Source organism: Streptomyces sp. NPDC018693 (assembly GCF_044391385.1).
Classification (GTDB): Bacteria; Actinomycetota; Actinomycetes; order Streptomycetales; family Streptomycetaceae; genus Streptomyces.
Map to the genome: position 1 here is coordinate 279,803 of NZ_JBIRZZ010000003.1, position 20,848 is coordinate 300,650.

The following is a 20,848-nucleotide window of genomic DNA, read 5'->3' on the forward strand; positions in this document are numbered from 1 at the left end:
CCTCACATCCGGAAGACGCCGAACCGGGGCTCACCCAGCGGCGCGTTGGCACAGGCGGTCAGGGCCAGACCCAGCACCTGGCGGGTCTCCAGCGGGTCGATGACCCCGTCGTCCCAGAGCCGGGCGGTGGCGTAGTAGGCATTCCCCTGGCGCTCGTACTGGGCACGGATCGGCGCCTTGAACGCCTCTTCCTCCTCGGCGGGCCACTCCTCGCCGCGCGCCTCCAACTGGTCCCGCTTGACCGTGGCGAGGACGCCGGCGGCCTGCTCGCCGCCCATCACGGAGATCTTGGCGTTGGGCCACATCCACAGGAAGCGGGGGGAGTAGGCGCGGCCGCACATGGAGTAGTTGCCCGCGCCGTACGAGCCGCCGACGACGACCGTCAGCTTGGGCACGCGCGTGCAGGCCACGGCCGTCACCATCTTGGCGCCGTGCTTGGCGATGCCACCCGCCTCGTAGTCCCGGCCGACCATGAAGCCCGAGATGTTCTGCAGGAACAGCAGCGGGATCCCGCGCTGGTCGCACAGCTCGATGAAGTGGGCGCCCTTCTGGGCGGACTCGGAGAACAGGATGCCGTTGTTGGCGACGATCCCCACCGGGTGGCCGTGGATCCGGGCGAAGCCGGTGACCAGGGTCTGCCCGAACTCGGCCTTGAACTCCGAGAAGCGGGAGCCGTCGACCACGCGCGCGATGATCTCCCGTACGTCGTAGGGGGTGCGGGAGTCGACCGGGACGGCGCCGTAGAGGCCGTACGGGTCGGCCTTGGGCTCGGCGGACGGTCGTACCTCCCAGGGGAGGTCCCGGCGGGCCGGGAGGGTGGCGACGATGTTGCGGACGATCCGCAGCGCGTGGGCGTCGTCCTCCGCGAGGTGGTCGGTGACACCGGAGATCCGGGAGTGCACCTCGCCGCCGCCCAGCTCCTCGGCGGTGACCACCTCGCCGGTGGCGGCCTTCACCAGCGGGGGGCCGCCGAGGAAGATAGTGCCCTGGCCGCGGACGATCACGGCCTCGTCGCTCATCGCGGGGACATAGGCGCCGCCTGCCGTGCAGGAGCCCAGCACGGCGGCGATCTGCGGGATCCCGGCGCCCGACATCCGGGCCTGGTTGTAGAAGATCCGCCCGAAGTGCTCGCGGTCCGGGAAGACCTCGTCCTGCAGGGGCAGGAAGGCGCCGCCGGAATCGACGAGGTAGAGACAGGGCAGCCGGTTCTCCAGCGCGACTTCCTGGGCGCGCAGGTGTTTCTTCACGGTCATCGGGTAGTACGTGCCGCCCTTGACCGTGGCGTCGTTGGCGACGATCACGCACTCCCGGCCGCTGACCCGGCCGATCCCGGCGATCACACCGGCGGCCGGTGCCTGTCCGTCGTACAGCCCGTCGGCCGCGAGGGGCGCCAGTTCCAGGAAGGGCGAGCCGGGGTCGAGGAGGGTGTCCACCCGGTCCCTGGGGAGCAGCTTGCCGCGCGCGGTGTGCCGGGCGCGCGCCTTCTCGCCGCCGCCGAGCCGGGCGGCGGCCAGCTTGCCGCGCAACTCCTCGACCAGCGCGAGGTGCGCCTGCTCGTTGGCGCGCCAGGCCGCCGACGCGGGGTCGGCCGCGCTCGTCAGCTCCGGTGCCTGATCCATGTCCTGCGGTCCCCTCACCCAGTGATCGACTGTTAATGAGCGTTAACCATTTCCTTCAGGTTAACGAGCGCTAACCTCGCTGTCTAGAATTGTTTTCATGGCCACCAGAACCGACGCCCCCACCCGCCGCGAGCAGATCCTCAAGGAGGCCGCCCGCCTCTTCGCCGAGCGCGGTTTCCACGGCGTCGGGGTCGACGAGATAGGCGCCGCGGTCGGCATCAGCGGCCCCGGGCTCTACCGGCACTTCGCGGGCAAGGACGCGATGCTCGCCGAGCTGCTGGTCGGCATCAGCGGCCAGCTGCTGACCGGTGCGAAGCGGCGCCTGGCGGAGGCCGACGGGGGGACGCCGGGGGCCGTCCTCGACTCGCTCATCGAGGGCCACATCGACTTCGCGATCGACGACCGCCCCCTCATCACCCTGCACGACCGCGAGCTGGACCGCCTCCGGGACAGCGACCGCAAACTGGTCCGCCAGCTCCAGCGCCAGTACGTCGAGCTGTGGGTCGAGGTCGTCCGCGAGGTGTACCCCACCCTCACCGAGCCCACCGCCCGCTCGGCCGTCCACTCGGTCTTCGGCCTCCTGAACTCCACCCCCCACCTGGGCCGCCCGGGCTCCTTGCCGGGCCGGGGCGCCACGGCGGAGCTGCTGCACCGGATGGCGCGGGGCGCGTTCGGCGCGGCGGCGGACGCGCAGGGGTGACGAGCGTTACCCCCCGACCCCCGAAACCACTCTGGACGCCCTAGGTACTCGCCGGTACGGTTGCTCTGAGCAAGCGCTTAGACATTTCAGCTCGGCCGGGCCGGCTGACGTACGTGGAGGTGGCGGCGTGCGCCGTACGGTGTTCAACGAGGATCACGAGGCGTTCCGGGAGACCCTGCGGGCCTTCATCGAGGCCGAGGTCGTACCGGTGTACGACGAGTGGTTCGCCGCCGGCCAGGCGCCGCGCGAGTTCTACTACAAGCTCGGTGAGCTGGGCATCTTCGGCATCAACGTGCCCGAGGAGTACGGCGGCGCGGGCCTGGAGAGCCACAAGTTCGAGGCCGTCCTCTACGAGGAGACCGCCCGCGCGGGCGTCCAGTTCGGCGGCTCCGGCGTGCACGTCCTGCTCGCCCTGCCCTACATCAAGATGCTCGCCACCGACGAGCAGAAGAAGCGCTACCTCCCGAAGTTCGTCACCGGCGAGGAGATGTGGGCCATCGCGATGACCGAGCCGGGCACCGGCTCCGACCTCGCGGGCATGAAGACCACCGCCAAGCTGAGCGAGGACGGCACCCACTACGTCCTCAACGGCGCCAAGACCTTCATCACCGGCGGTGTTCACGCCGACAAGGTCATCGTCTGCGCCCGCACCTCCGCCCCGCGTGAGGACGACCGCCGCTTCGGTATCTCCCTCTTCGCCGTGGACACCAAGTCCGAGGGCTACTCCGTCGGCCGCAAGCTGGACAAGCTGGGCCTGCGCACCTCCGACACCGCGGAACTGGCCTTCGTCGACGTCAAGGTGCCCGCCGAGGACCTGCTCGGCGAGGAGAACAAGGGCTTCTACTACCTCGGCCACAACCTGGCCTCCGAGCGCTGGGGCATCGCCTTCGGCGCCTACGCGCAGGCCAAGGCCGCCGTCCGGTTCGCCAAGCAGTACGTCCAGGAGCGCACCGTCTTCGGCAAGCCGGTCGCCCACTTCCAGAACACCAAGTTCGAGCTGGCCGCCTGCCAGGCCGAGGTGGACGCCGCCGAGGCCGTCGCCGACCGGGCCACCGAGGCCCTGGACGCCGGCGAGCTGACCCCCGCCGAGGCCGCCTCCGCCAAGCTGTTCTGCACCGAGGTCGCGCACCGCGTCATCGACCGCTGCCTCCAGCTGCACGGCGGCTACGGCTACATGAACGAGTACCCGATCGCCCGCCTGTACGCGGACAACCGCGTCAACCGCATCTACGGCGGCACCAGCGAGATCATGAAGTCGATCATCGCCAAGGACATGGGCCTGTAAGGCACTGGCGATCACCCGTCAGCCATGAGCAAGGCACTCCAGGATCTCCTCGATCTGCTCGACCTGGAGCAGATCGAGGAGAACATCTTCCGCGGGCAGTCCCGCTCCGCCGTCGTCCCCCGGGTCTTCGGCGGGCAGGTCGCGGCCCAGGCGCTGGTCGCCGCCGGCCGCACGGTCCCCGAGGACCGGCCCCCGCACTCGCTGCACGCGTACTTCCTGCGCATGGGCGACCCGGGCGCGCCCATCGTCTACACCGTCGAACGCATGGGCGACGGCCGCTCCTTCACCACCCGCCGGGTGGTCGCCGTCCAGCATGGCAGGCCGATCTTCGCCCTGTCGGCGTCCTTCCAGTCGTACGAGGAAGGACTCGACCACCAGACCCCCATGCCGCCCGCGCCCGACCCGGCCGCACTGCCCACCTCCTCGGAACGGCTGCGCGCCTACGACCACCTCGACCCCGACGTGGTCGAACGGTTCCTGGAGGCGCGGGAGGCGATCGACCTGCGCTATGTCGACGAGCCGCCGTACGGACAGTTCGGCGAGCCGCGCGAACCGCACAGCCAGGTCTGGTTCCGCACCACCGGCAAGCTCGCCGACGACCCGCTCCTGCACATCGTCCTCGCCACGTACGTCTCCGACATGACCCTCCTCGACTCGGTGCTGCTCGCCCACGGCCGCGGCGGCTGGGCCGTCGGTGACGTGGTCGGCGCGTCCCTGGACCACGCGATGTGGTTCCACCGCCCGTTCCGCGCCGACGAATGGCTCCTGTACGACCAGGAGTCCCCCTCGGCGTACGGCGGCCGCGGCCTCGGCCAGGCCCGCATCTACACCCAGGACGGCCGCCTGGCGATCTCCGTCATCCAGGAGGGCGTGGTCCGGGTACCGCGCTGACGGTCCGCCCGGCCGGCCCGGCGTCGGCCGGATCGGCGCGGGGGTCGATGACCCAGTGGTCGCTGCGCAGGCCCCGACCGGCGAACGTCACGTCGCGTTCGCCGACGAGCCGGAGTCCGAGCCAGTCGGCAGACGCCGTTCGAGGCCCCGTCGCCCGGCGCCGGGAAGGCGTGCGGAACGCCCCGGCGGTCGTCGTTTCCGGCCTGTTCGAGCAGGGCGCCTACGGTCCACCGGCACGGTCCGCCGCCGCATCCCGGGCGTCCCGCCGGACCTTCTCCGCCATGGCCTCGCGGGTTAGGGGACCGCCAGGGTCCGCCATCATGACGGGCTCGCAGCGCATACGGACCCAGGCGTCGACGTCGTCCGCCGTGACGTGGCGCAGCCGCGTCACTCCAGCCCCGCCTCCGCCAGCAGATACGCCGTCATCGGGTCGTAGTGGCGCGGGCTGACGACGTGGTCGTCCAGGGGGACGGCGACCTGGACGGTGCCCTCCGCCTCGCCCAGGAACAGCGCCGGGTCGTTGCAGTCGGCGTAGCCCACGGAGTCGACGCCGTGCTGGCCGGCGTAGCCCGCCCAGCCGTGGTCGGCGACGACCAGGTCGGGAAGGGGGCGGCCCAGGTGCTCCAGGGCGGTGAGGATGGCCTTCATCGGCTCGCCCGAGTGGGTGTGCCAGAGGGTCGCGCCGTGTTCGAGGACCGCCACGTCCGCGAACTGCATGACATAGCCCTCCTCGGTCTGCAGCCCGTCCGGGATGACCACGATCTCGCAGCCCGCCGTGCGCAGGGCGGCCGCCGTGGCGCGGTGCACATCGAGCAGACCTCCCGGGTGACCGGTGGCGAACAGCACCCGCTGCCGGTCCTCGGCCGCCTTGCGCAGCCGCCCCGCCATCCGCTCCAGCCCGTCGACGGTCAGCTCGGGGTCGATGGTGTCCTGCCCGTACCGGTGCTCGGGGTCGTCGCTCACGCCGACCCGCTCCGCCATCACCGCGAGCACGTCCTGCTCGTCGCTCCAGCGGTCGCCGAGTTCCAGGCCGAGCCAGTAGTGCCGGTTGCCGTTCGCCAGCTGGCGGTAGTGGGAGAGGTTGTTCTCGCGCGGCGTGGCGACATTGCCCGCGATACGCGTGTGCACGAGGTGGTCGACGAGCTCGGCACGGCTGGGAGTCCCGGGTATCGGCATGGTGTCCATTGTGAGGCAGCGACCTGTGCGCGTCTGCGCTGTTTCCCCCGCTGGGACGCGGGTCACGTGCGCTTTTCCGGGGTTTCCCGCGGTGGCTCCCGCAGCGCGAACCACAGCTCCATCCGTACGTCCGGATCGTCCAGGTCCGTCCCCAGCAGCGCCGCGCACCGCGCGATCCGCTGCCGCACGGTGTTGCGGTGCACGCCCAGCGCCACCGCCGTACGGTCCCAGCCGCCGTGCAGCGACAGCCAGGCGCGCAGGGTGTCGGTCAGGGCGGGCGTGGCGGCGAGCGGTGCGAGCAGCGCACGCGCGTGTGCCTCGGCCGCGTCAGCCGGCACCAGCTCGGCCAGCCCCGGCCGCGCGCCGTCCCGGACCAGCGGGACCCGGGTGGCCCGGGCCCGGGCCAGCGCGCGGGCCGCCTGCGCGTCGCCGGCCGGCCAGTCGGCGGGGGCGACCGGGGCGCTGACCCCCAGCGTCCACCCCGGGGAGGGCGCGGGCTCCCGGTCACCGGGCACGAGCACCCGTACGACGTCCTCCGCCACGTCGACCAGCGGCGAGCCGAGGGCCGCGCCGAGGGCGGACGCGGTGAGGGGGTCGGCGGGTCGCGTGTCCGGGCGGGCGTGTACGACGGTCCACCGCTCGCCCTCGCCCAGCAGTTGGGCCACCTCTTCCGGCGCGCTGCCCAGCAGCAGCCGTACGAGCGCGGAGGAGCGGGCCGCGCCGCTGCCGCTCTGCTGCTCGCCGGTGAGGAGGGAGAGCAGTACGGCGGCCACCGAGGCGATGGTGTGGTCCCCGGCGGCACGGCGCGGGGTGGCCACCCCGAGCACGAAGCCGCGAGCGGCACCGAGGGCGTAGACGGACAGATGGGCGCCCGGCACGGTGTCCGTGGCGGAACGGGACGCCCGGGCGGTGACGACACCGGCCAGCTCGGCCAGCGGGCCGCGCACAACCTCGTCGAGCGGCGCCCGCCCCGCCGCCGCGATCTCGCCGCCCTCCGGCCCGTACAGCACCGCCCGGCCCCCGACCCGCCGGGCGAGCTGCCGCAGCACCGAGGGCACCGGGTCCGGGCGGGACGCGGCGGCCGCCAGGCTCTGCTGGGCCTCCGTCACACGGCGCAGCTCCGCGGTACGGGCCCGCTCCATGAGCTGCCAGACCGCGCGGGCCACCCCCGAGAAGGTCGTCCCCGGCGGCACCTCCAGCAGCGGCAGCCCGTGCGCCTCGCAGGCCGCGACCAGCCCGCCCGGCACGGTGTCGTGCACCGGCGCCAGCCCGAAGCCGAGGGCCGCGCCGCCGGCCGCGACGATTCGGGAGACATAGGCGTCGAAGTGCGTCCTTCGGTGCACGTCCTTGGGAATGTGCACGCCCGCTGTCAGCAGCAGCTCACCGCCCAGCAGATACGGGTACGGGTCCGCCATCTCCGAGGCGTGCGCCCAGTGGACGGCGGTCTCCGGGTCGGAGGGGCCGGCGATCTGCCGCAGCCCGAGATCCTCGCGGGCGAGGAGGGCGGACAGCGGTACGGGCGGTGTCGGCGGGACGGTCGGGTCCGACGGCATGATGTGCGCTTCATCCATTTCGTACGGCAGGAATGGAGGAAACGTACACTTCGCAGTCGCTGTCCGGCCACCTAGGGTCGACGTGCGAAGAACGCACAGAGAAAGAGGGCACCCGACCATGAGCAGCAACGAGACGACACCGCGCGGCCCCGTCGACTCCTCCCGCATCCCGCGGTACGCCGGCCCCGCGACCTTCGCCCGGCTGCCCCGCCTGGACGAGGTCGGAGGCCGCGCCGACGTCGCCGTCGTGGGCGTGCCCTTCGACTCGGGTGTCTCCTACCGGCCCGGCGCCCGCTTCGGCGGCAACGCCATCCGCGAGGCGTCCCGCCTGCTGCGCCCCTACAACCCCGCGCAGGACGCGTCCCCCTTCGCCCTCGCCCAGGTGGCCGACGGCGGCGACATCGCCGTCAACCCCTTCAACATCAACGAGGCCGTCGAGACGATCGAGGCCGCCGCCGACGACCTGCTCGACTCGGGTGCCCGCCTGATGACGCTGGGCGGCGACCACACCATCGCGCTACCCCTCCTGCGCTCGGTGGCCAAGAAGCACGGCCCGGTCGCGCTGCTCCACTTCGACGCGCACCTCGACACCTGGGACACGTACTTCGGCGCCGAGTACACGCACGGCACCCCGTTCCGCCGGGCGGTGGAGGAGGGCATCCTCGACACGTCCGCGCTGTCGCACGTGGGCACGCGCGGCCCCCTCTACGGCAAGCAGGACCTGACGGACGACGAGAAGATGGGCTTCGGCATCGTCACCTCGGCGGACGTCTACCGGCGCGGCGCCGACGAGGTCGCCGACCAGCTGCGACAGCGCATCGGCGACCGTCCCCTCTACATCTCCATCGACATCGACTGCCTCGACCCGGCCCACGCGCCCGGCACGGGCACCCCCGAGGCCGGCGGCATGACCTCCCGCGAGCTGCTGGAGATCCTGCGCGGCCTGGCGTCCTGCAACCTGGTCTCGGCGGACGTCGTCGAGGTGGCCCCCGCGTACGATCACGCCGAGATCACGTCGGTGGCGGCCTCCCACACGGCGTACGAACTGACGACGATCATGTCCCGCCAGATCGCTGAGGCCCGGAAGGATTCGGCAGCACAGTGACCCACGACCACGACCTGGTACTCCGCCCGACGCCCGCGCAGACGCGGGCGGCGCTCAACCCGCCCCCCGGCCGCACGGGCGGAGACCTGGTCGTGGAAACCCTGGCCGGGCTCGGCGCGACGACCGTCTTCGGGCTGCCCGGCCAGCACGCGCTCGCGATGTTCGACGCGGTGCGCCGCTCGTCCCTTCGTTACGTCGGCCTGCGGGTGGAGAACAACGCGGGCTTCGCGGCCGACGCGTACGGCAGGATCACAGGCGAGGCGGCACCGCTGCTGCTGTCGACGGGCCCGGGCGCGCTGACGTCCCTCGCGGCGCTGCACGAGGCGGCCGCGGCCTCCGCCCCCGTCCTGGCGATCAGCAGCCAGATCCCGAGGGCGGGACTGGGCGGCGGCCGCCACGGCTACCTCCACGAACTCCCCGACCAGGCGGCCTCCTTCCGGGGCGTGGTCAAGTCGGTCCACACCGCCCGCACCCAGTCCCAGATCCCGTCGGCGATCGCCGAGGCATGGACGTCGGCGCTGACCGCCCCGCACGGCCCGGTGTGGGTGGAGATCCCGCAGGACGTACTGGCGGCCGGGACGGCGATCCCGGTGGTGACGGGCGTCGACGCGTTTCCGGAGGAACTGGCCCCCCGCCCGGAACTGACGGCCGTGGCGGCCGACTGGCTGTCCCACGCCTCCCGCCCCGCGATCATCGCGGGCGGGGGAGTGGTGCGCTCGGACGCGTCGGGCAAGTTGAAGCAGCTGGCGCAGCGGCTCCAGGCACCCGTGGTCACCACCTTCGGCGGCAAGGGCGCCTTCCCCTGGACGCACCCCCTGTCCCTCCAGTCCTGGCTGGAGGACCGCCATATGACCGACTTCCTGGAGGACGCGGACGTCCTGCTGGTGGTGGGCTCGGGCCTCGGCGAACTCTCCTCGAACTACCACACGTTCCAGCCGAGGGGCAGGGTGGTCCAGATCGAGGCGGACCTGGGGAAACTGGAGTCGAACCACCCGGCGCTCGGCATCCACGCGGACGCGCGCCTCGCCCTCCAGGCGCTCCTGGAGACAGCGGAGCCGAGGCAGGACGCGTCGGCCCCCGACCGGGTGCGTGAGGTCCTGACGAAGGTGCGGGCCCGTATCGACTCCCAGGACCTCACCCTCGAACAGTCCCTCCTGACCTCGATCCGCAGCGCCCTGCCCTCCGCCTCCCCGTCCTTCTGGGACATGACGATCCTGTCCTACTGGGCCTGGTCCGCCTTCGACCCCGGGTCCCCCCACACCATGCACTCCGCCCAGGGCGCCGGCGGCCTCGGCTACGCCTTCCCGGCAGCCCTCGGCGCGGCGATCGCGGACCCGGGCCGCCCGGTCCTGGCCGTCTCCGGCGACGGCGGCGCCCTCTACTCGATCGCCGAGCTCGCCACGGCCAAGCAGTACGACCTGCCGGTGACCTGGCTGATCATCGACGACGGCGGCTACGGCATCCTCCGCGAGTACATGACCGACACCTACGGCCAACCGACGGGCACGGAACTGACCCGCCCGGACTTCGCGGCCCTGGCGGAGTCCTTCGGGGTGCCGGGGGTACACACGACCCCGGAAACCCTGGAGCGGGACCTGGCGAAGGCACTGTCGTCCGAGGGCCCGTCGGTGCTCGTACTCCCGGCGGTACTACGGATGTTCGCACCGACACATCTCGCTCAGCAGACGCCGGGCCAGTAGTCGCCGCCTTGGGGTGGCGGTGACCCCCGGGGCCCGTGTCGCGGAAGGTCCGGGCCGGGGCCGCGGGCGGCTGAAATGCGGACCGGCGAACCGGCCATTCCCCTCACACTCCGTTGACGCTCGGTCACATGCCTTCTAGACATGCCGTGTCCATGTCGGTTGTGCCCAGCAATGGAGATCGAGGTATCACGTGTTAGGCATACGCCACAGACGTTCGCGCTCGTACGCCGCCGGCCTCGCCGCCGTCGTCGCGCTGTTCCTCCTCCCGACCGCCGCCGCCCAGGCGACCGAGGCCCCGAAGGCACCGCACAAGACGACCCCCGCGCCCAGCGCGGCCGTCGAGCACGCCGTACCGGCCAATGAGTCCGCGCGGCTCGCCCAGTACTGGACCCCCGAGCGGATGGCCCATGCCGTCCCGCTGGACATGACCTACCGCGCCCCCAAGGCCGACCCGGCCTCCCCGAAGGCGCCGCAGCGGCCGACCGGGCCCGCGACGACCGGATCCGACCCGGTGGCCGGGGTGGCGCCCGCGCCCGGTGGGATCAAGATCGCGGTGACCGCGACCCGGGTCGTCGGCAAGGTCTTCTTCAGGGGCTCGGACGGCGTCGACTACGTCTGCTCCGCCTCAGCCGTCAACAGCACCAACAAGAACATGGTGTTCACCGCCGGGCACTGCGTCCACGGCGGCCCAGGCCAGTCCTGGTCCTCCAACTGGCAGTTCGTGCCGTACTACGACCACGGAAGCCGGCCCTACGGCACCTGGTGGGCCAAGACCCTCGTCGCCTTCAACGGCTGGATCAACGACGGGAACTTCGGCTACGACCTCGGCATCGTCATCACCTGGCCGAACAGCAGCGGCGAACTCGTCAACAACGTCGGCGGCCTGGGCATCCAGTGGAACTACCCCAAGGCCCGTTACATGACGGCCATGGGCTACCCGCAGGCCGCGCCGTTCGACGGGCAGTGGCAGTACTATTGCGCCGCCACCACCTCCCAGCGCAGCCTGTTCACCACCGACCAGATCAAGATGCCGTGCAACATGACCGGCGGGTCGAGCGGCGGCCCCTGGATCTACGGCAAGGACGACAACGTCTACTACAGCGGCTGGGTCAACGGCGTGAACAGTAACGTCAATAGCCGGACCAACCCGACCGAGATGCGCTCGCCGTACTTCGCGACCTGGGTCGGCGACGCGTTCAACAAGTACTCCACCTACTAACAAGTACTCCACCTACTAAAGGGGAAGATCATGGCGCGCGCAGCGGCACGCGGCGGCACGTACGTCCTGGTCACCGCCGTCCTGCTGTGCGCGCTGACGGCCTGTGGAGCCGAAGGAACAGGCGGCGGGGGCGGCGGTACGGCTCCGGAGGAGACGCGGCCCTGCCCCTCCTCCTCCGGACCGGCGGCCGACTCCACCGCCACCCCGTCCCCTACCGGTACGGGCGCCCCGGGTGACAGTCAGGCCCACTCGGCGGCCCCGGACCGCCACTGCATCATCGAGAGCGGCGTTCCGGCCATGCCTGAGGACCCCTGAACCTGGGTCCCTACGGCATTGCTCCCCCGCTCAGCTGAACCAGAAGAACAGCGTGTCCGCCGTCCCGCCGCGCTTCTGCTCGCGCTCCCACTCCTGCGCCTCTAAGCGGAGGACTTCGGTCAGGCGGTGGGCCGTGTCACGGCAGTCGGGGTGGACGCGGTCGAGGACCGCCTCGTAGGCGTCGGCGGCCTCGGCCGCGCGCTGGACCGGGAGGGTGCCGATCTGGGGATGGACGTCGCCGGGGTGCGGGATGCGCAGAGGCGGGCCGTTGAAGAGGTACGCGTCGGGCAGGAGGGCGGCCGGGACGCCGTTGCGGCCCAGCTCGTTCGACACCGTCTGGAACCAGGACATCCGCCGCCAGCTGCCGAGGTCGACCGTGTCGGAGAAGCAGGAGGCCACGACCTCGTGGAAGGCGTGGGTGTACGACGGGCACATGGCTGAGCTGTAGTCACCCTCGATCAGCTCGTCGAGCGCACGGCGTACCGATGTCCCCAGCGTCACGCCCCGGCTCTCCAGCCGCACGTCGAGCGCCGTGCACCGCTCCCGGACCCGTTCGAGGTGCCGGTCCTGCTCGGGCGTCCGCTCGACCGCGGTGAGCAGCCGTACGACGGTCCGCATGTCGCCGGTGCTCATCTCCAGGCTGTGGCCCACGTGTTGCTCCCCCGTTCGCATCGGTTCCGTACATCCATGATCCAGGGGCGCGGGGAGCGGCAGCACGCGGGCCCCGCACCGGTGGCGGCCGGTGCGGGGCCCCTGGCTCGGGCCGGTGCTACCAGATCGCCTCCACCCACTCCGGGTGGTCGATGAACGGGTTCCGGTTGCCTTGGTAGGTGCTGTAGATGAGCTGGTTGCGGCGCTCCTCGAAGGCGTCCGGCGGGTCGGCCTGGTGCCACGCCTTCAGGACGGAGAGGCGGCCGTGGAAGCGGGTGCCGCCGTTGTTGACGGAGTCGTTGGGCTCCAGGTTCGGCCAGCCGTCGTCGCCCTCGTAGCGGACCGCCATGTAGAGGATCATGCGGGCCACGTCACCCTTGACCGCGTCCCGCGGCTCGAAGGAGTTGGAGTCGACGAGGCTGCCGCCGCTGTTGGTGAAGCTGCCGCCGCCGTTGTCGAAGTCCAGGTTGCCGCGGATCGCGTTGACGGTCACGTCCTCGGGGCGGATGTGGTGCAGATCGGTGCCCGGACCGGCCGAGGTGCCGAAGTCGCCGTGGGACTGCGCCCAGACGTGCTCCCGGTTCCAGTTGCCGCTGCTGCCGCCGTTGAGGGACTTGCTCCGCGAGATGCCCGAGTACAGCAGCTTCACGTTGTTGCTGTTGTTCGGGTCCTGGTCGGTGTTCTTCAGGGCGTCCCAGAGCGCGGAGTACGACAGCTTGGTCTGGCTGCTGATGATCGTGTGCAGGGAGGACTTCAGCGCCGTCCCGCTCTTGCCGACCGCGTTCCTGTAGTACGTCGAGTCGTACGCCGTCGTCGTCGCCGCGGCCGGGGTCGCGGTCAGCGCGGGAGCGGTGAGGCCGACCATCACCGCTGCGGTCGTCAGTGCCACCGACTTCCAGCGGCCCATGCGTGTCGCCAGCTTCATGTGGGGTCCGATCTACGCGTGTTGAGTGGGGGGCGCAATCGGGAGAGTGACATGGACATGTGGGTGTGTCCATGAAGCCAACATGGCGATTGGATGACGGGGAGCGGCAAATCAGGGCTGATCTACGCGAGTTGACGCAGGGGAACAGCTGTCAGCTGACGTCAGACGGGGCGAGGCGGTAGATCGTCTCCTGGACGTACTCCTCGGCGGCCGAACGGGATCTTGAGCACCCGCCGCAGCGCCGTAGGCTCACATGGTGATTGAGACCATCGTGTTGGACATCGGCGAGACGATCACCCGGGACGACCGTTACTGGGCCTTGTGGGCCGACTGGCTCGACATTCCCCGGCACACCCTCTCGGCACTCGTCGGCGTCGTCGTTGCACGCGGCCTGGACAATGCCGAGGCTCTCCGCCTGGTGCGGCCCGGGATCGATGTGGGCGCCGAGTACCGCGCGCGCGAGGCAGCCGGTCATGGTGAGCACCTGGACGACAGCGACCTGTACGAGGACGTGCGGCCCGCCCTGGCCGCCCTCCAGACGGTCGGCGTGCGCGTCGTCATCGCGGGCAACCAGACGGTGCGGGCAGGCGAGCTGCTGCGCGGTCTGGACCTGCCCGCAGACCTCGTCGTCACTTCGGGGGAGTGGGGGGTGGCCAAGCCGCAGCCGGAGTTCTTCCAGCGCGTGCTTGAGGTGGCGCAGGCTCCGGCGAGGGCCACGGTGTATGTGGGGGACCATCCGGCCAACGATGTCTTCCCCGCGCGTGCGGCGGGATTGCGTGTGGTTCACCTGCGGCGCGGGCCATGGGGTCATCTCTGGGCGGATGACCCAGAGGTGGCCGCAGCAGCTGACTGGCGTATCGACAGCCTGATGGAACTCCAGGCCATCGCAGGCCGCTGATGAACGAGCCTCACTCAACAGAGGGTTGGTGGTGCCGTAACGGTCCACGCGGCATCTCTGCGCGGGTACGGTTCGGAATGGATGCACCGAACTGGAGCCAGTATGCCCCGCACACACGCGAAGTGGCGTAGGCGGCCGCATCGCCTACTTCCGCAGCGTCATGCGCCCAAAGATGACGCAGGAGCAGACCGCGCAGGTGGCTGTGAGGGTGATCGCCGGCCTGCACGTGGCCGTGGCGGCCGTGACCGGCCCGGTCCTCGCCCTGGTGTCGGCGCGGACCCCTGCCTGACGCAGCCCCGCGGCGACCGCAGGGTCACGGCGGCACGGTTGCGCCACGGGTGGTTGATGTACTGCCCGTCCGCCAGTGAGGCCAGGATCCCGCCGAGCCCGTAGCGGGCCTGCTCTGCGCACCAGCGGGCGTCCTGCCCGTTCAGACCCTCGGGTGCGGAGTACGGCCGTGGCCGACGCCAGTACACCGACCGCACCGCCTCCAGCGCCAAGGCTCGGGTTGCCGTCCGCACCTTCCCCGTCAACCCGGTGTCGTCCACGCGAGCCGTCACGATGACCGTGTCAGGGAAGTCCGCCGGGTCAAGCCGGACGACCGGCACCTCCCGGTTGCCCAGCTCCTCGATGACCAGGTCGGCCGTCGAGTCGTCCAACCGCGTGACCACGAGAACCGGCGACGTCCGAGTCAATCGGTGTCCCCCTCCTGGTCGCTGCCCTCGTCCGTGTTGCCGTCCAGCGATGTCTTGGGCCTGGTCTCCTTGCTCGTCTCGCTGCGCTTGTGCCGGTCGAGGGACGGAACGTCCGGACCGCCCGGTCCGATCCACCGCCCGGTCCGACTCTCGGGATCGAGTACGACCGTAGGCGCCACGAGGACAGCCGTTGCCGGAAACGGCCTCATCCGCGTCAGTCCCCACGGCTTCGGCTTCGGCTTCGGCGTCGTCACTGAGAGCCTTCATGTCGTCGCCGTCGGCGATCAGTCTGATGTTCCGTGATCCATCTGGGTAGACCGCCTCAGGACGAAGCACCGACAGGCCCGCCGTCTGCGGGTGAGAAGACCGGTCGTCGCGCGCGTACGGTGGAGATGGGGCTGCCTCAGGGGGTCTCACCGGAGGGACGACGCCATGCCCGACCACAGGATCGGTACACCCGAGCAGTTCGAGGCGGCCCGGCAGGAGCTGCTCGTGGAGGAGAAGCAGCTCACCCGGCGGGGCGACGAACTCGCCCGGAAGCGGCGGGAGCTGCCCTGGGTGCCCGTGGAGAAGGACTACCGCTTCGAGAGCGAACGCGGGACGCAGACGCTCGCGGACCTCTTCGGCGGGCGTTCACAGCTGCTCGTCTACCACTTCATGTTCGGCCCGCCGTACAAGGCGGGCTGCCCTGTCTGTTCCTCCATCGCGGACACCCTCGACCCCAACGCGGTTCACCTCACGGCCCGCGACGTGACGCTGGTCTGCTCCTCCCGGGCGCCGCTCGACAGGCTCCTCGCGTACCGGGAGCGGATGGGCTGGAGCTTCGACTGGGTCTCCACCATCGGCCCCGACTTCCACCGCGACCTCGGTTTCGTCTACTCGGAGGACGAGCTGAGGCCGTTCCTCGACGGGGACATCCCGGCGGTCGTGCGCCAGCAGGCGGAGGCGACCGGCACGGGCGTCCAGGAGTACGTCACCGAGGGCCCCGGGCTGAGCGCCTACGCCCTCGCCGACGGCACCGTCCACCGCACGTACGTCACCACCGCGCGCGGCCTCGAATTCGCCATGCCCTACTACGGCCTCCTCGACCGGGCCCCGCTGGGCCGCCAGGAGGAGGGCGCGGACATGCACTGGCTGCGCCGCCACGACGAATACGGGATCCCCTGAGAAACCCCAGGCGCTTCACCGCACCGCCCCCCGAGCGACACCCACCCGCCCTACGGTGGCGCCCATGCGCCTGAGAACCGTACTCGCCACCGTCACCGCCGGCCTGACGGCGGCCACCTGCCTCTCCGTCGCCGGACCCGCGAACGCCCAGCAGCCCCACGCCTGTTCGCCGTCCGTCTCCCTCACCGGCTTCTCCGACGCCCTCGACAAGACGACGTACGGCGGCACCTTCGTCGGCAACCTCTCCGCGCTCGCCACCGACCCCCGCGACGGCTCCCTCGCCGCCCTCTCCGACCGGTCGGCCCTCTTCTCCCTGGACCCCCGCACCCTCCGCCCGCGCTCCGCCGTCCCGCTCGCCGACGAGAACGGTGGCGCGCTCGACGCCGAGGGCCTGGTGATCGATGGTGACGGCACGCGGATCATCTCCGACGAGACCGAGCCCGCCGTACGCCGGCACAGCGCCGACGGCCGCCGGATCCTCGACCGCCTCCCCGTGCCGGACGCGCTGAAGGTCGCCCCCGCCGGGCGGGCCGCCGCCAACCAGACCTTCGAGGGGCTGACCCTGTTCCGTGGCGGCCGCACCCTGCTCGCCGCCATGGAAGGCGCGCTCGCCGGTGACCCGGCGGACACCGTCCGCCTCCAGACCTGGACCCGCCGGCCCAGCGGCCGGTTCGACCTCGCCGCCCAGTACGGCTACCGCACCGACCCCGGCCTCGGCGTCCCGGAGGTCCAGGCGACCCCCGACGGCCGCCTCCTCGTCCTGGAGCGCGGCTACACCTCCGGCGTCGGCAACACCGTCCGCCTCTACCTCGCCGACCTCCGCCACGCCACCGACACCGGTGGCATCGACCGGCTCACCGGGCGGGAACGGCTGGTCGGGAAGACCCTCCTCGCCGACCTCGCCGACTGTCCCACCCTCGGCGCCACCGCCAGGCAGCCCCAGCCCAACCCCCTCCTCGACAACATCGAGGGCATGGCGGTCACCGGCCGCACCAAGGACCGCCTGACCGTTCTCCTCGTCAGCGACGACAACCAGAACCCCGTACAGACGACCCGCTTCTACTCCCTGCGCGTACGGACGCGCTGACTGACGTCCGAGGGATGACGTCCGAGGGGGACGTCCGAGAGATGACGTCCGAGGGATGAAATCCGCTGCCGTCCGCGTTGGTGCCTTGCGGAAGATCAGGGCGAACGGGAGGCACCCGAGTGACAGCGCAACGGGGTGGGGTCGGGCGGGAGAAAGCCGGCTGGGCACGACGGCTGGCCGGATACGCCTGGCGCTATCCGAAGGACGTCGTCCTGGCCCTGGCCTCGTCGCTCCTCGGCATGGCGGTCATGGCGATCGTCCCGCTGATCACCAAGGTGATCATCGACGATGTGGTCGGCGACCGCAGCCGGGAGATGGCCCCCTGGGCGGGCGCCCTGATCGGCGCGGCCCTCCTCGTCTACGTCCTCACCTACATCCGCCGCTACTACGGCGGCCGCCTCGCCCTCGACGTGCAGCACGACCTGCGCACCGAGATGTACGGGACGATCACCCGGCTCGACGGCCGCCGCCAGGACGAGCTGTCCACCGGCCAGGTCGTCGGCCGCGCCACCAGCGACCTCCAGCTGATCCAGGGCCTGCTGTTCATGCTGCCGATGACGATCGGCAACTTCGCCCTCTTCCTGATCTCGCTGATCGTGATGGCCTGGCTGTCCATCCCGCTCACGCTCGTCGCGATCGCCGTCGCGCCCGCCCTGTGGTGGATCGCCAAGCGCAGCCGGACCAGGCTGCACCCGTCGACCTGGTACGCGCAGGCCCAGGCCGCCGCCGTGGCGGGCGTGGTCGACGGCGCGGTCAGCGGCGTACGCGTGGTGAAGGGCTTCGGGCAGGAGGAGCAGGAGACCGGGAAGATCAGGGACGTCAGCCGCCGCCTCTTCGCGGGCCGGCTGCGCACCATCCGGCTGAACTCCCGGTACACCCCCGCCCTCCAGGCCGTGCCCGCCCTCGGCCAGGTCGCCATGCTGGCCCTCGGCGGCTGGCTCGCCGTGCGCGGGCACATCACGCTCGGCACGTTCGTCGCCTTCTCCACCTACCTCGCCCAGCTGGTCGGCCCGGTCCGCATGCTCGCCATGGTCCTCACCGTCGGCCAGCAGGCCCGCGCCGGTGCCGAACGCGTCCTGGAGCTGATCGACACCGAGCCGACGCTCACCGACGGCACCAAGGAGCTGCCGGCGGACGCCCCCGCGACCGTCGAGTTCGACGACGTCTCCTTCGGCTACGACCCCGAGCGGCCCGTCCTCGACGGCCTCAGCTTCGAGATCCGCCCCGGCGAGACCCTCGCGGTCGTCGGCTCCTCCGGCTCCGGCAAGTCCACGGTGTCCCTGCTCCTCCCGCGCTTCTACGACGTGACGCGCGGCGCCGTCCTCATCGGCGGCCATGACGTACGCGAGCTCACCCAGGACTCCCTGCGGGCCGCGATCGGCCTGGTCCCCGAGGACTCCTTCCTCTTCTCCGACACCGTCCGCAACAACATCGCGTACGGCCGTCCCGACGCGACCGACGAGCAGATCGAGGCCGCGGCCCGCACCGCCCAGGCCGACCGTTTCATCGCCGAGCTGCCCGACGGCTACGACACCAAGGTCGGCGAACACGGCCTGACCCTCTCCGGCGGCCAGCGCCAGCGCATCGCGCTCGCCCGCGCGATCCTCACCGATCCGCGGCTCCTCGTCCTCGACGACGCCACCTCGGCCGTGGACGCGCGCGTGGAGCACGAGATCCACGAGGCCCTCCAGCAGGTCATGGAGGGCCGCACCACGCTCCTCATCGCGCACCGGCGCTCCACCCTCAACCTCGCCGACCGCATCGCCGTCCTCGACCACGGCCGCCTCGCCGACCTCGGCACCCACGAGGAACTCCAGCAGCGCTCCGCCCTCTACCGCCGCCTGCTCACCGACCCCGACGAACTCGGCGGTGTCTCCCCGGGCCACGCCCGGCCGGAAGCCGCCGTCGAGGACACGTCAGTACGGGACGAGCTGGACGCCGAGTTCGACGCCGAGCGCGGGGTCACGCCCCGGCTGTGGACCGGCGACCGGGAGCCGAAGGACACCGCGCTGTCCGGCTCCCCGGCCACGCCCGAACTCCTCGCCCAGGTGGAGGCGCTGCCCCCGGCGACCGACACCCCCGACATCGACGAGGAACGCGCGGTCCGCCCCGAGGAGTCCTACGGCCTGCGCCGCCTCCTGCGTGGCTTCGGGCTGCCGCTGCTCATCAGCCTCGGCCTGGTCGCCGTGGACGCCGGCATGGGACTCCTCCTGCCGGTGCTGATCCGGCACGGCATCGACGAGGGCGTCACCCAGGTGGCGCTCGGCGCCGTCTGGGCGGCCTCGCTGCTCGCCCTGCTCACCGTGCTCGTGCAGTGGGCCGCGCAGATCGGCGAGACCCGGATGACCGGCCGCACCGGCGAACGCGTCCTGTACGCACTCCGCCTGAAGATCTTCGCCCAACTCCAGCGGCTCGGACTCGACTACTACGAGCGGGAGCTCACCGGCCGCATCATGACGCGGATGACGACGGACGTCGACGCGCTCTCCACCTTCCTGCAGACCGGCCTGGTCACCGCGTTCGTCTCGGTCGTCACCTTCTTCGGCATCATGGTCGCCCTGCTGGTGATCGACGTACAGCTCGCCCTCGTCGTCTTCACCACCCTGCCCCCGCTGATCATCGCCACGTACTTCTTCCGCCGGGCGAGCGTGAAGGCGTACGAACTGGCCCGGGAGCGGGTGTCCGTGGTCAACGCCGACCTTCAGGAGTCGGTGGCGGGGCTGCGGATCGTGCAGGCGTTCCGGCGTGAGCGTTCCGGCGGCAGGCGGTTCGCCCAGGCCAGCGACAGCTACCGCCTGGCGCGCATCCGGGGGCAGTGGCTGATCTCCGTCTACTTCCCCTTCGTGCAGTTCCTGTCGTCGGCGGCCGCGGCGGCGGTGCTGATCGTGGGTGCGGGGCGGGTGGAGAACGGCACGCTGACGGCCGGCGCGCTGGTGGCGTACCTGCTCTACATCGACCTGTTCTTCGCGCCCGTCCAGCAGCTCTCCCAGGTCTTCGACGGCTACCAGCAGGCCACCGTCTCCCTCGGCCGCATCCAGGAGCTGCTCCGGGAACCGGCGTCGACGAAGCCGGCCCCGCAGCCCCGCCAGGTGCGGTCGCTGCGCGGCGAGATCGCCTTCGAGGACGTGCACTTCGCGTACGGCGCCGAAGAAGCCGGGGAAGCGGCCCTGACCGGCATCGACCTGCGCATCCCCGCCGGGCAGACCGTCGCGTTCGTCGGTGAGACCGGCGCCGGCAAGTCGACCCTGGTCAAGCTGGTGGCACGGTTCTACGACCCGACGGCCGGCCGGGTCACCGCCGACGGCACGGACCTGCGCGACCTGGACCTCACCGCGTACCGCCACTGTCTGGGCGTCGTCCCGCAGGAGGCGTACCTCTTCCCGGGGACCGTCCGCGACGCCATTGCCTACGGGCGGCCCGACGCCACCGATGCCGAGGTGGAGGCGGCGGCCCGGGCGGTCGGCGCGCACGAGATGATCGCCCAGCTCACCGGCGGCTACCTCCACGAGGTCGCCGAGCGCGGCCGCAACCTCTCCGCCGGCCAGCGCCAGCTGATCGCGCTGGCCCGCGCGGAACTCGTCGACCCCGACGTCCTCCTCCTCGACGAGGCCACCGCCGCCCTGGACCTGGCCACGGAAGCCCAGGTCAACCAGGCGACGGACCGGCTGGCGGGCCGCCGTACCACCCTCGTGGTCGCCCACCGGCTGACCACCGCGGCCCGCGCGGACCGGGTGATCGTCATGGACCACGGCAGGGTCGTCGAGGACGGCACCCACGAGGAGCTCCTCGCCCGCGACGGCCGCTACGCCGAACTGTGGCGCACGTTCGTGGGCGAGCCGGTGGGCGCCGGACCGGTCTGACC

General features: G+C 71.5%; 17 protein-coding genes and 1 pseudogene. 11 read left to right on the forward strand and 7 right to left on the reverse strand.

What is annotated here, in order from left to right:
* Window positions 1–2: 2 nt before the first annotated feature.
* Entirely contained in the window at window positions 3–1,619 is a 1,617-nt protein-coding gene (locus tag ACH5AC_RS09655; RefSeq protein WP_398861175.1) for a carboxyl transferase domain-containing protein, read from the reverse strand.
* A 97-nt stretch (window positions 1,620–1,716) separates the two neighbouring features.
* Here ACH5AC_RS09655 and ACH5AC_RS09660 point away from each other — a divergent pair, with 97 nt between their 5' ends.
* The 3 genes from ACH5AC_RS09660 to ACH5AC_RS09670 all read left to right on the forward strand — a co-directional run bounded on the left by ACH5AC_RS09660 (window position 1,717) and on the right by ACH5AC_RS09670 (window position 4,495).
* Window positions 1,717–2,319, forward strand: a complete 603-nt coding sequence (locus ACH5AC_RS09660; RefSeq protein ID WP_398861176.1) for a TetR/AcrR family transcriptional regulator — start codon at window positions 1,717–1,719, stop codon at window positions 2,317–2,319.
* Between the two features lie 127 nt (window positions 2,320–2,446).
* The gene (locus ACH5AC_RS09665; protein WP_398861177.1) at window positions 2,447–3,604 is read left to right on the forward strand and encodes an acyl-CoA dehydrogenase family protein; all 1,158 of its coding nucleotides are present in this window, start codon (window positions 2,447–2,449) and stop codon (window positions 3,602–3,604) included.
* 24 nt (window positions 3,605–3,628) lie between these two features.
* A complete protein-coding gene (locus ACH5AC_RS09670) occupies window positions 3,629–4,495 on the forward strand; it encodes an acyl-CoA thioesterase (RefSeq protein WP_398861178.1) in 867 nt (288 codons plus the stop codon).
* Window positions 4,496–4,882: 387 nt separating this feature from the next.
* Here the strand turns inward: ACH5AC_RS09670 and ACH5AC_RS09675 are convergent, their stop codons facing one another.
* The gene (locus ACH5AC_RS09675; protein WP_398861179.1) at window positions 4,883–5,671 is read right to left on the reverse strand and encodes a phosphatase; all 789 of its coding nucleotides are present in this window, start codon (window positions 5,669–5,671) and stop codon (window positions 4,883–4,885) included.
* Window positions 5,672–5,733: 62 nt separating this feature from the next.
* Window positions 5,734–7,242 carry a PucR family transcriptional regulator ligand-binding domain-containing protein gene (locus ACH5AC_RS09680; RefSeq protein WP_398861180.1) on the reverse strand — a complete coding sequence of 503 codons (1,509 nt, stop codon included), beginning with the start codon at window positions 7,240–7,242 and terminating at the stop codon, window positions 5,734–5,736.
* Between the two features lie 100 nt (window positions 7,243–7,342).
* Between ACH5AC_RS09680 and speB the strand changes: the two genes are divergently transcribed.
* The 4 genes from speB to ACH5AC_RS09700 all read left to right on the forward strand — a co-directional run bounded on the left by speB (window position 7,343) and on the right by ACH5AC_RS09700 (window position 11,563).
* Complete coding sequence (speB, locus tag ACH5AC_RS09685) at window positions 7,343–8,329, forward strand: agmatinase (protein ID WP_398861181.1); 987 nt, start codon at window positions 7,343–7,345, stop codon at window positions 8,327–8,329.
* Window positions 8,326–10,029, forward strand: a complete 1,704-nt coding sequence (locus tag ACH5AC_RS09690; RefSeq protein ID WP_398861182.1) for a thiamine pyrophosphate-binding protein — start codon at window positions 8,326–8,328, stop codon at window positions 10,027–10,029. The genes speB and ACH5AC_RS09690 overlap by 4 nt, the downstream gene beginning before the upstream one ends.
* A gap of 190 nt (window positions 10,030–10,219) precedes the next feature.
* Window positions 10,220–11,248, forward strand: a complete 1,029-nt coding sequence (locus ACH5AC_RS09695; RefSeq protein ID WP_398861183.1) for a hypothetical protein — start codon at window positions 10,220–10,222, stop codon at window positions 11,246–11,248.
* A 30-nt stretch (window positions 11,249–11,278) separates the two neighbouring features.
* Entirely contained in the window at window positions 11,279–11,563 is a 285-nt protein-coding gene (locus ACH5AC_RS09700) for a hypothetical protein (protein WP_398861184.1), read from the forward strand.
* A 30-nt stretch (window positions 11,564–11,593) separates the two neighbouring features.
* Here the strand turns inward: ACH5AC_RS09700 and ACH5AC_RS09705 are convergent, their stop codons facing one another.
* Entirely contained in the window at window positions 11,594–12,214 is a 621-nt protein-coding gene (locus ACH5AC_RS09705; protein ID WP_398861185.1) for a hypothetical protein, read from the reverse strand.
* A gap of 118 nt (window positions 12,215–12,332) precedes the next feature.
* The gene (locus ACH5AC_RS09710) at window positions 12,333–13,139 is read right to left on the reverse strand and encodes an endonuclease I family protein (protein WP_398861186.1); all 807 of its coding nucleotides are present in this window, start codon (window positions 13,137–13,139) and stop codon (window positions 12,333–12,335) included.
* Between the two features lie 253 nt (window positions 13,140–13,392).
* On the opposite strand from ACH5AC_RS09710, the gene ACH5AC_RS09715 reads away from it, so the two are divergent.
* The gene (locus ACH5AC_RS09715; RefSeq protein ID WP_398861187.1) at window positions 13,393–14,037 is read left to right on the forward strand and encodes an HAD family hydrolase; all 645 of its coding nucleotides are present in this window, start codon (window positions 13,393–13,395) and stop codon (window positions 14,035–14,037) included.
* Window positions 14,038–14,384: 347 nt separating this feature from the next.
* On the opposite strand, the pseudogene ACH5AC_RS09720 reads toward ACH5AC_RS09715, so the two are convergent.
* Together ACH5AC_RS09720 and ACH5AC_RS09725 are read right to left on the reverse strand one after the other, a co-directional pair.
* Window positions 14,385–14,708 (reverse strand): annotated as a pseudogene (locus tag ACH5AC_RS09720) (MvdC/MvdD family ATP grasp protein); the annotation flags it as partial.
* A gap of 20 nt (window positions 14,709–14,728) precedes the next feature.
* On the reverse strand, window positions 14,729–14,911 hold the full coding sequence (locus tag ACH5AC_RS09725; protein WP_398861188.1) for a putative ATP-grasp-modified RiPP: 183 nt from the start codon (window positions 14,909–14,911) through the stop codon (window positions 14,729–14,731).
* 253 nt (window positions 14,912–15,164) lie between these two features.
* Here ACH5AC_RS09725 and ACH5AC_RS09730 point away from each other — a divergent pair, with 253 nt between their 5' ends.
* The 3 genes from ACH5AC_RS09730 (at window position 15,165) to ACH5AC_RS09740 (ending at window position 20,846) form a co-directional block, all read left to right on the forward strand.
* Entirely contained in the window at window positions 15,165–15,899 is a 735-nt protein-coding gene (locus ACH5AC_RS09730; RefSeq protein ID WP_398861189.1) for a DUF899 domain-containing protein, read from the forward strand.
* Between the two features lie 64 nt (window positions 15,900–15,963).
* Window positions 15,964–16,986 carry an esterase-like activity of phytase family protein gene (locus ACH5AC_RS09735; protein WP_398861190.1) on the forward strand — a complete coding sequence of 341 codons (1,023 nt, stop codon included), beginning with the start codon at window positions 15,964–15,966 and terminating at the stop codon, window positions 16,984–16,986.
* Between the two features lie 119 nt (window positions 16,987–17,105).
* Window positions 17,106–20,846 (forward strand): ABC transporter ATP-binding protein, encoded by a 3,741-nt coding sequence (locus ACH5AC_RS09740; RefSeq protein WP_398861191.1) that lies wholly within the window; start codon window positions 17,106–17,108, stop codon window positions 20,844–20,846.
* Window positions 20,847–20,848 lie beyond the last annotated feature (2 nt).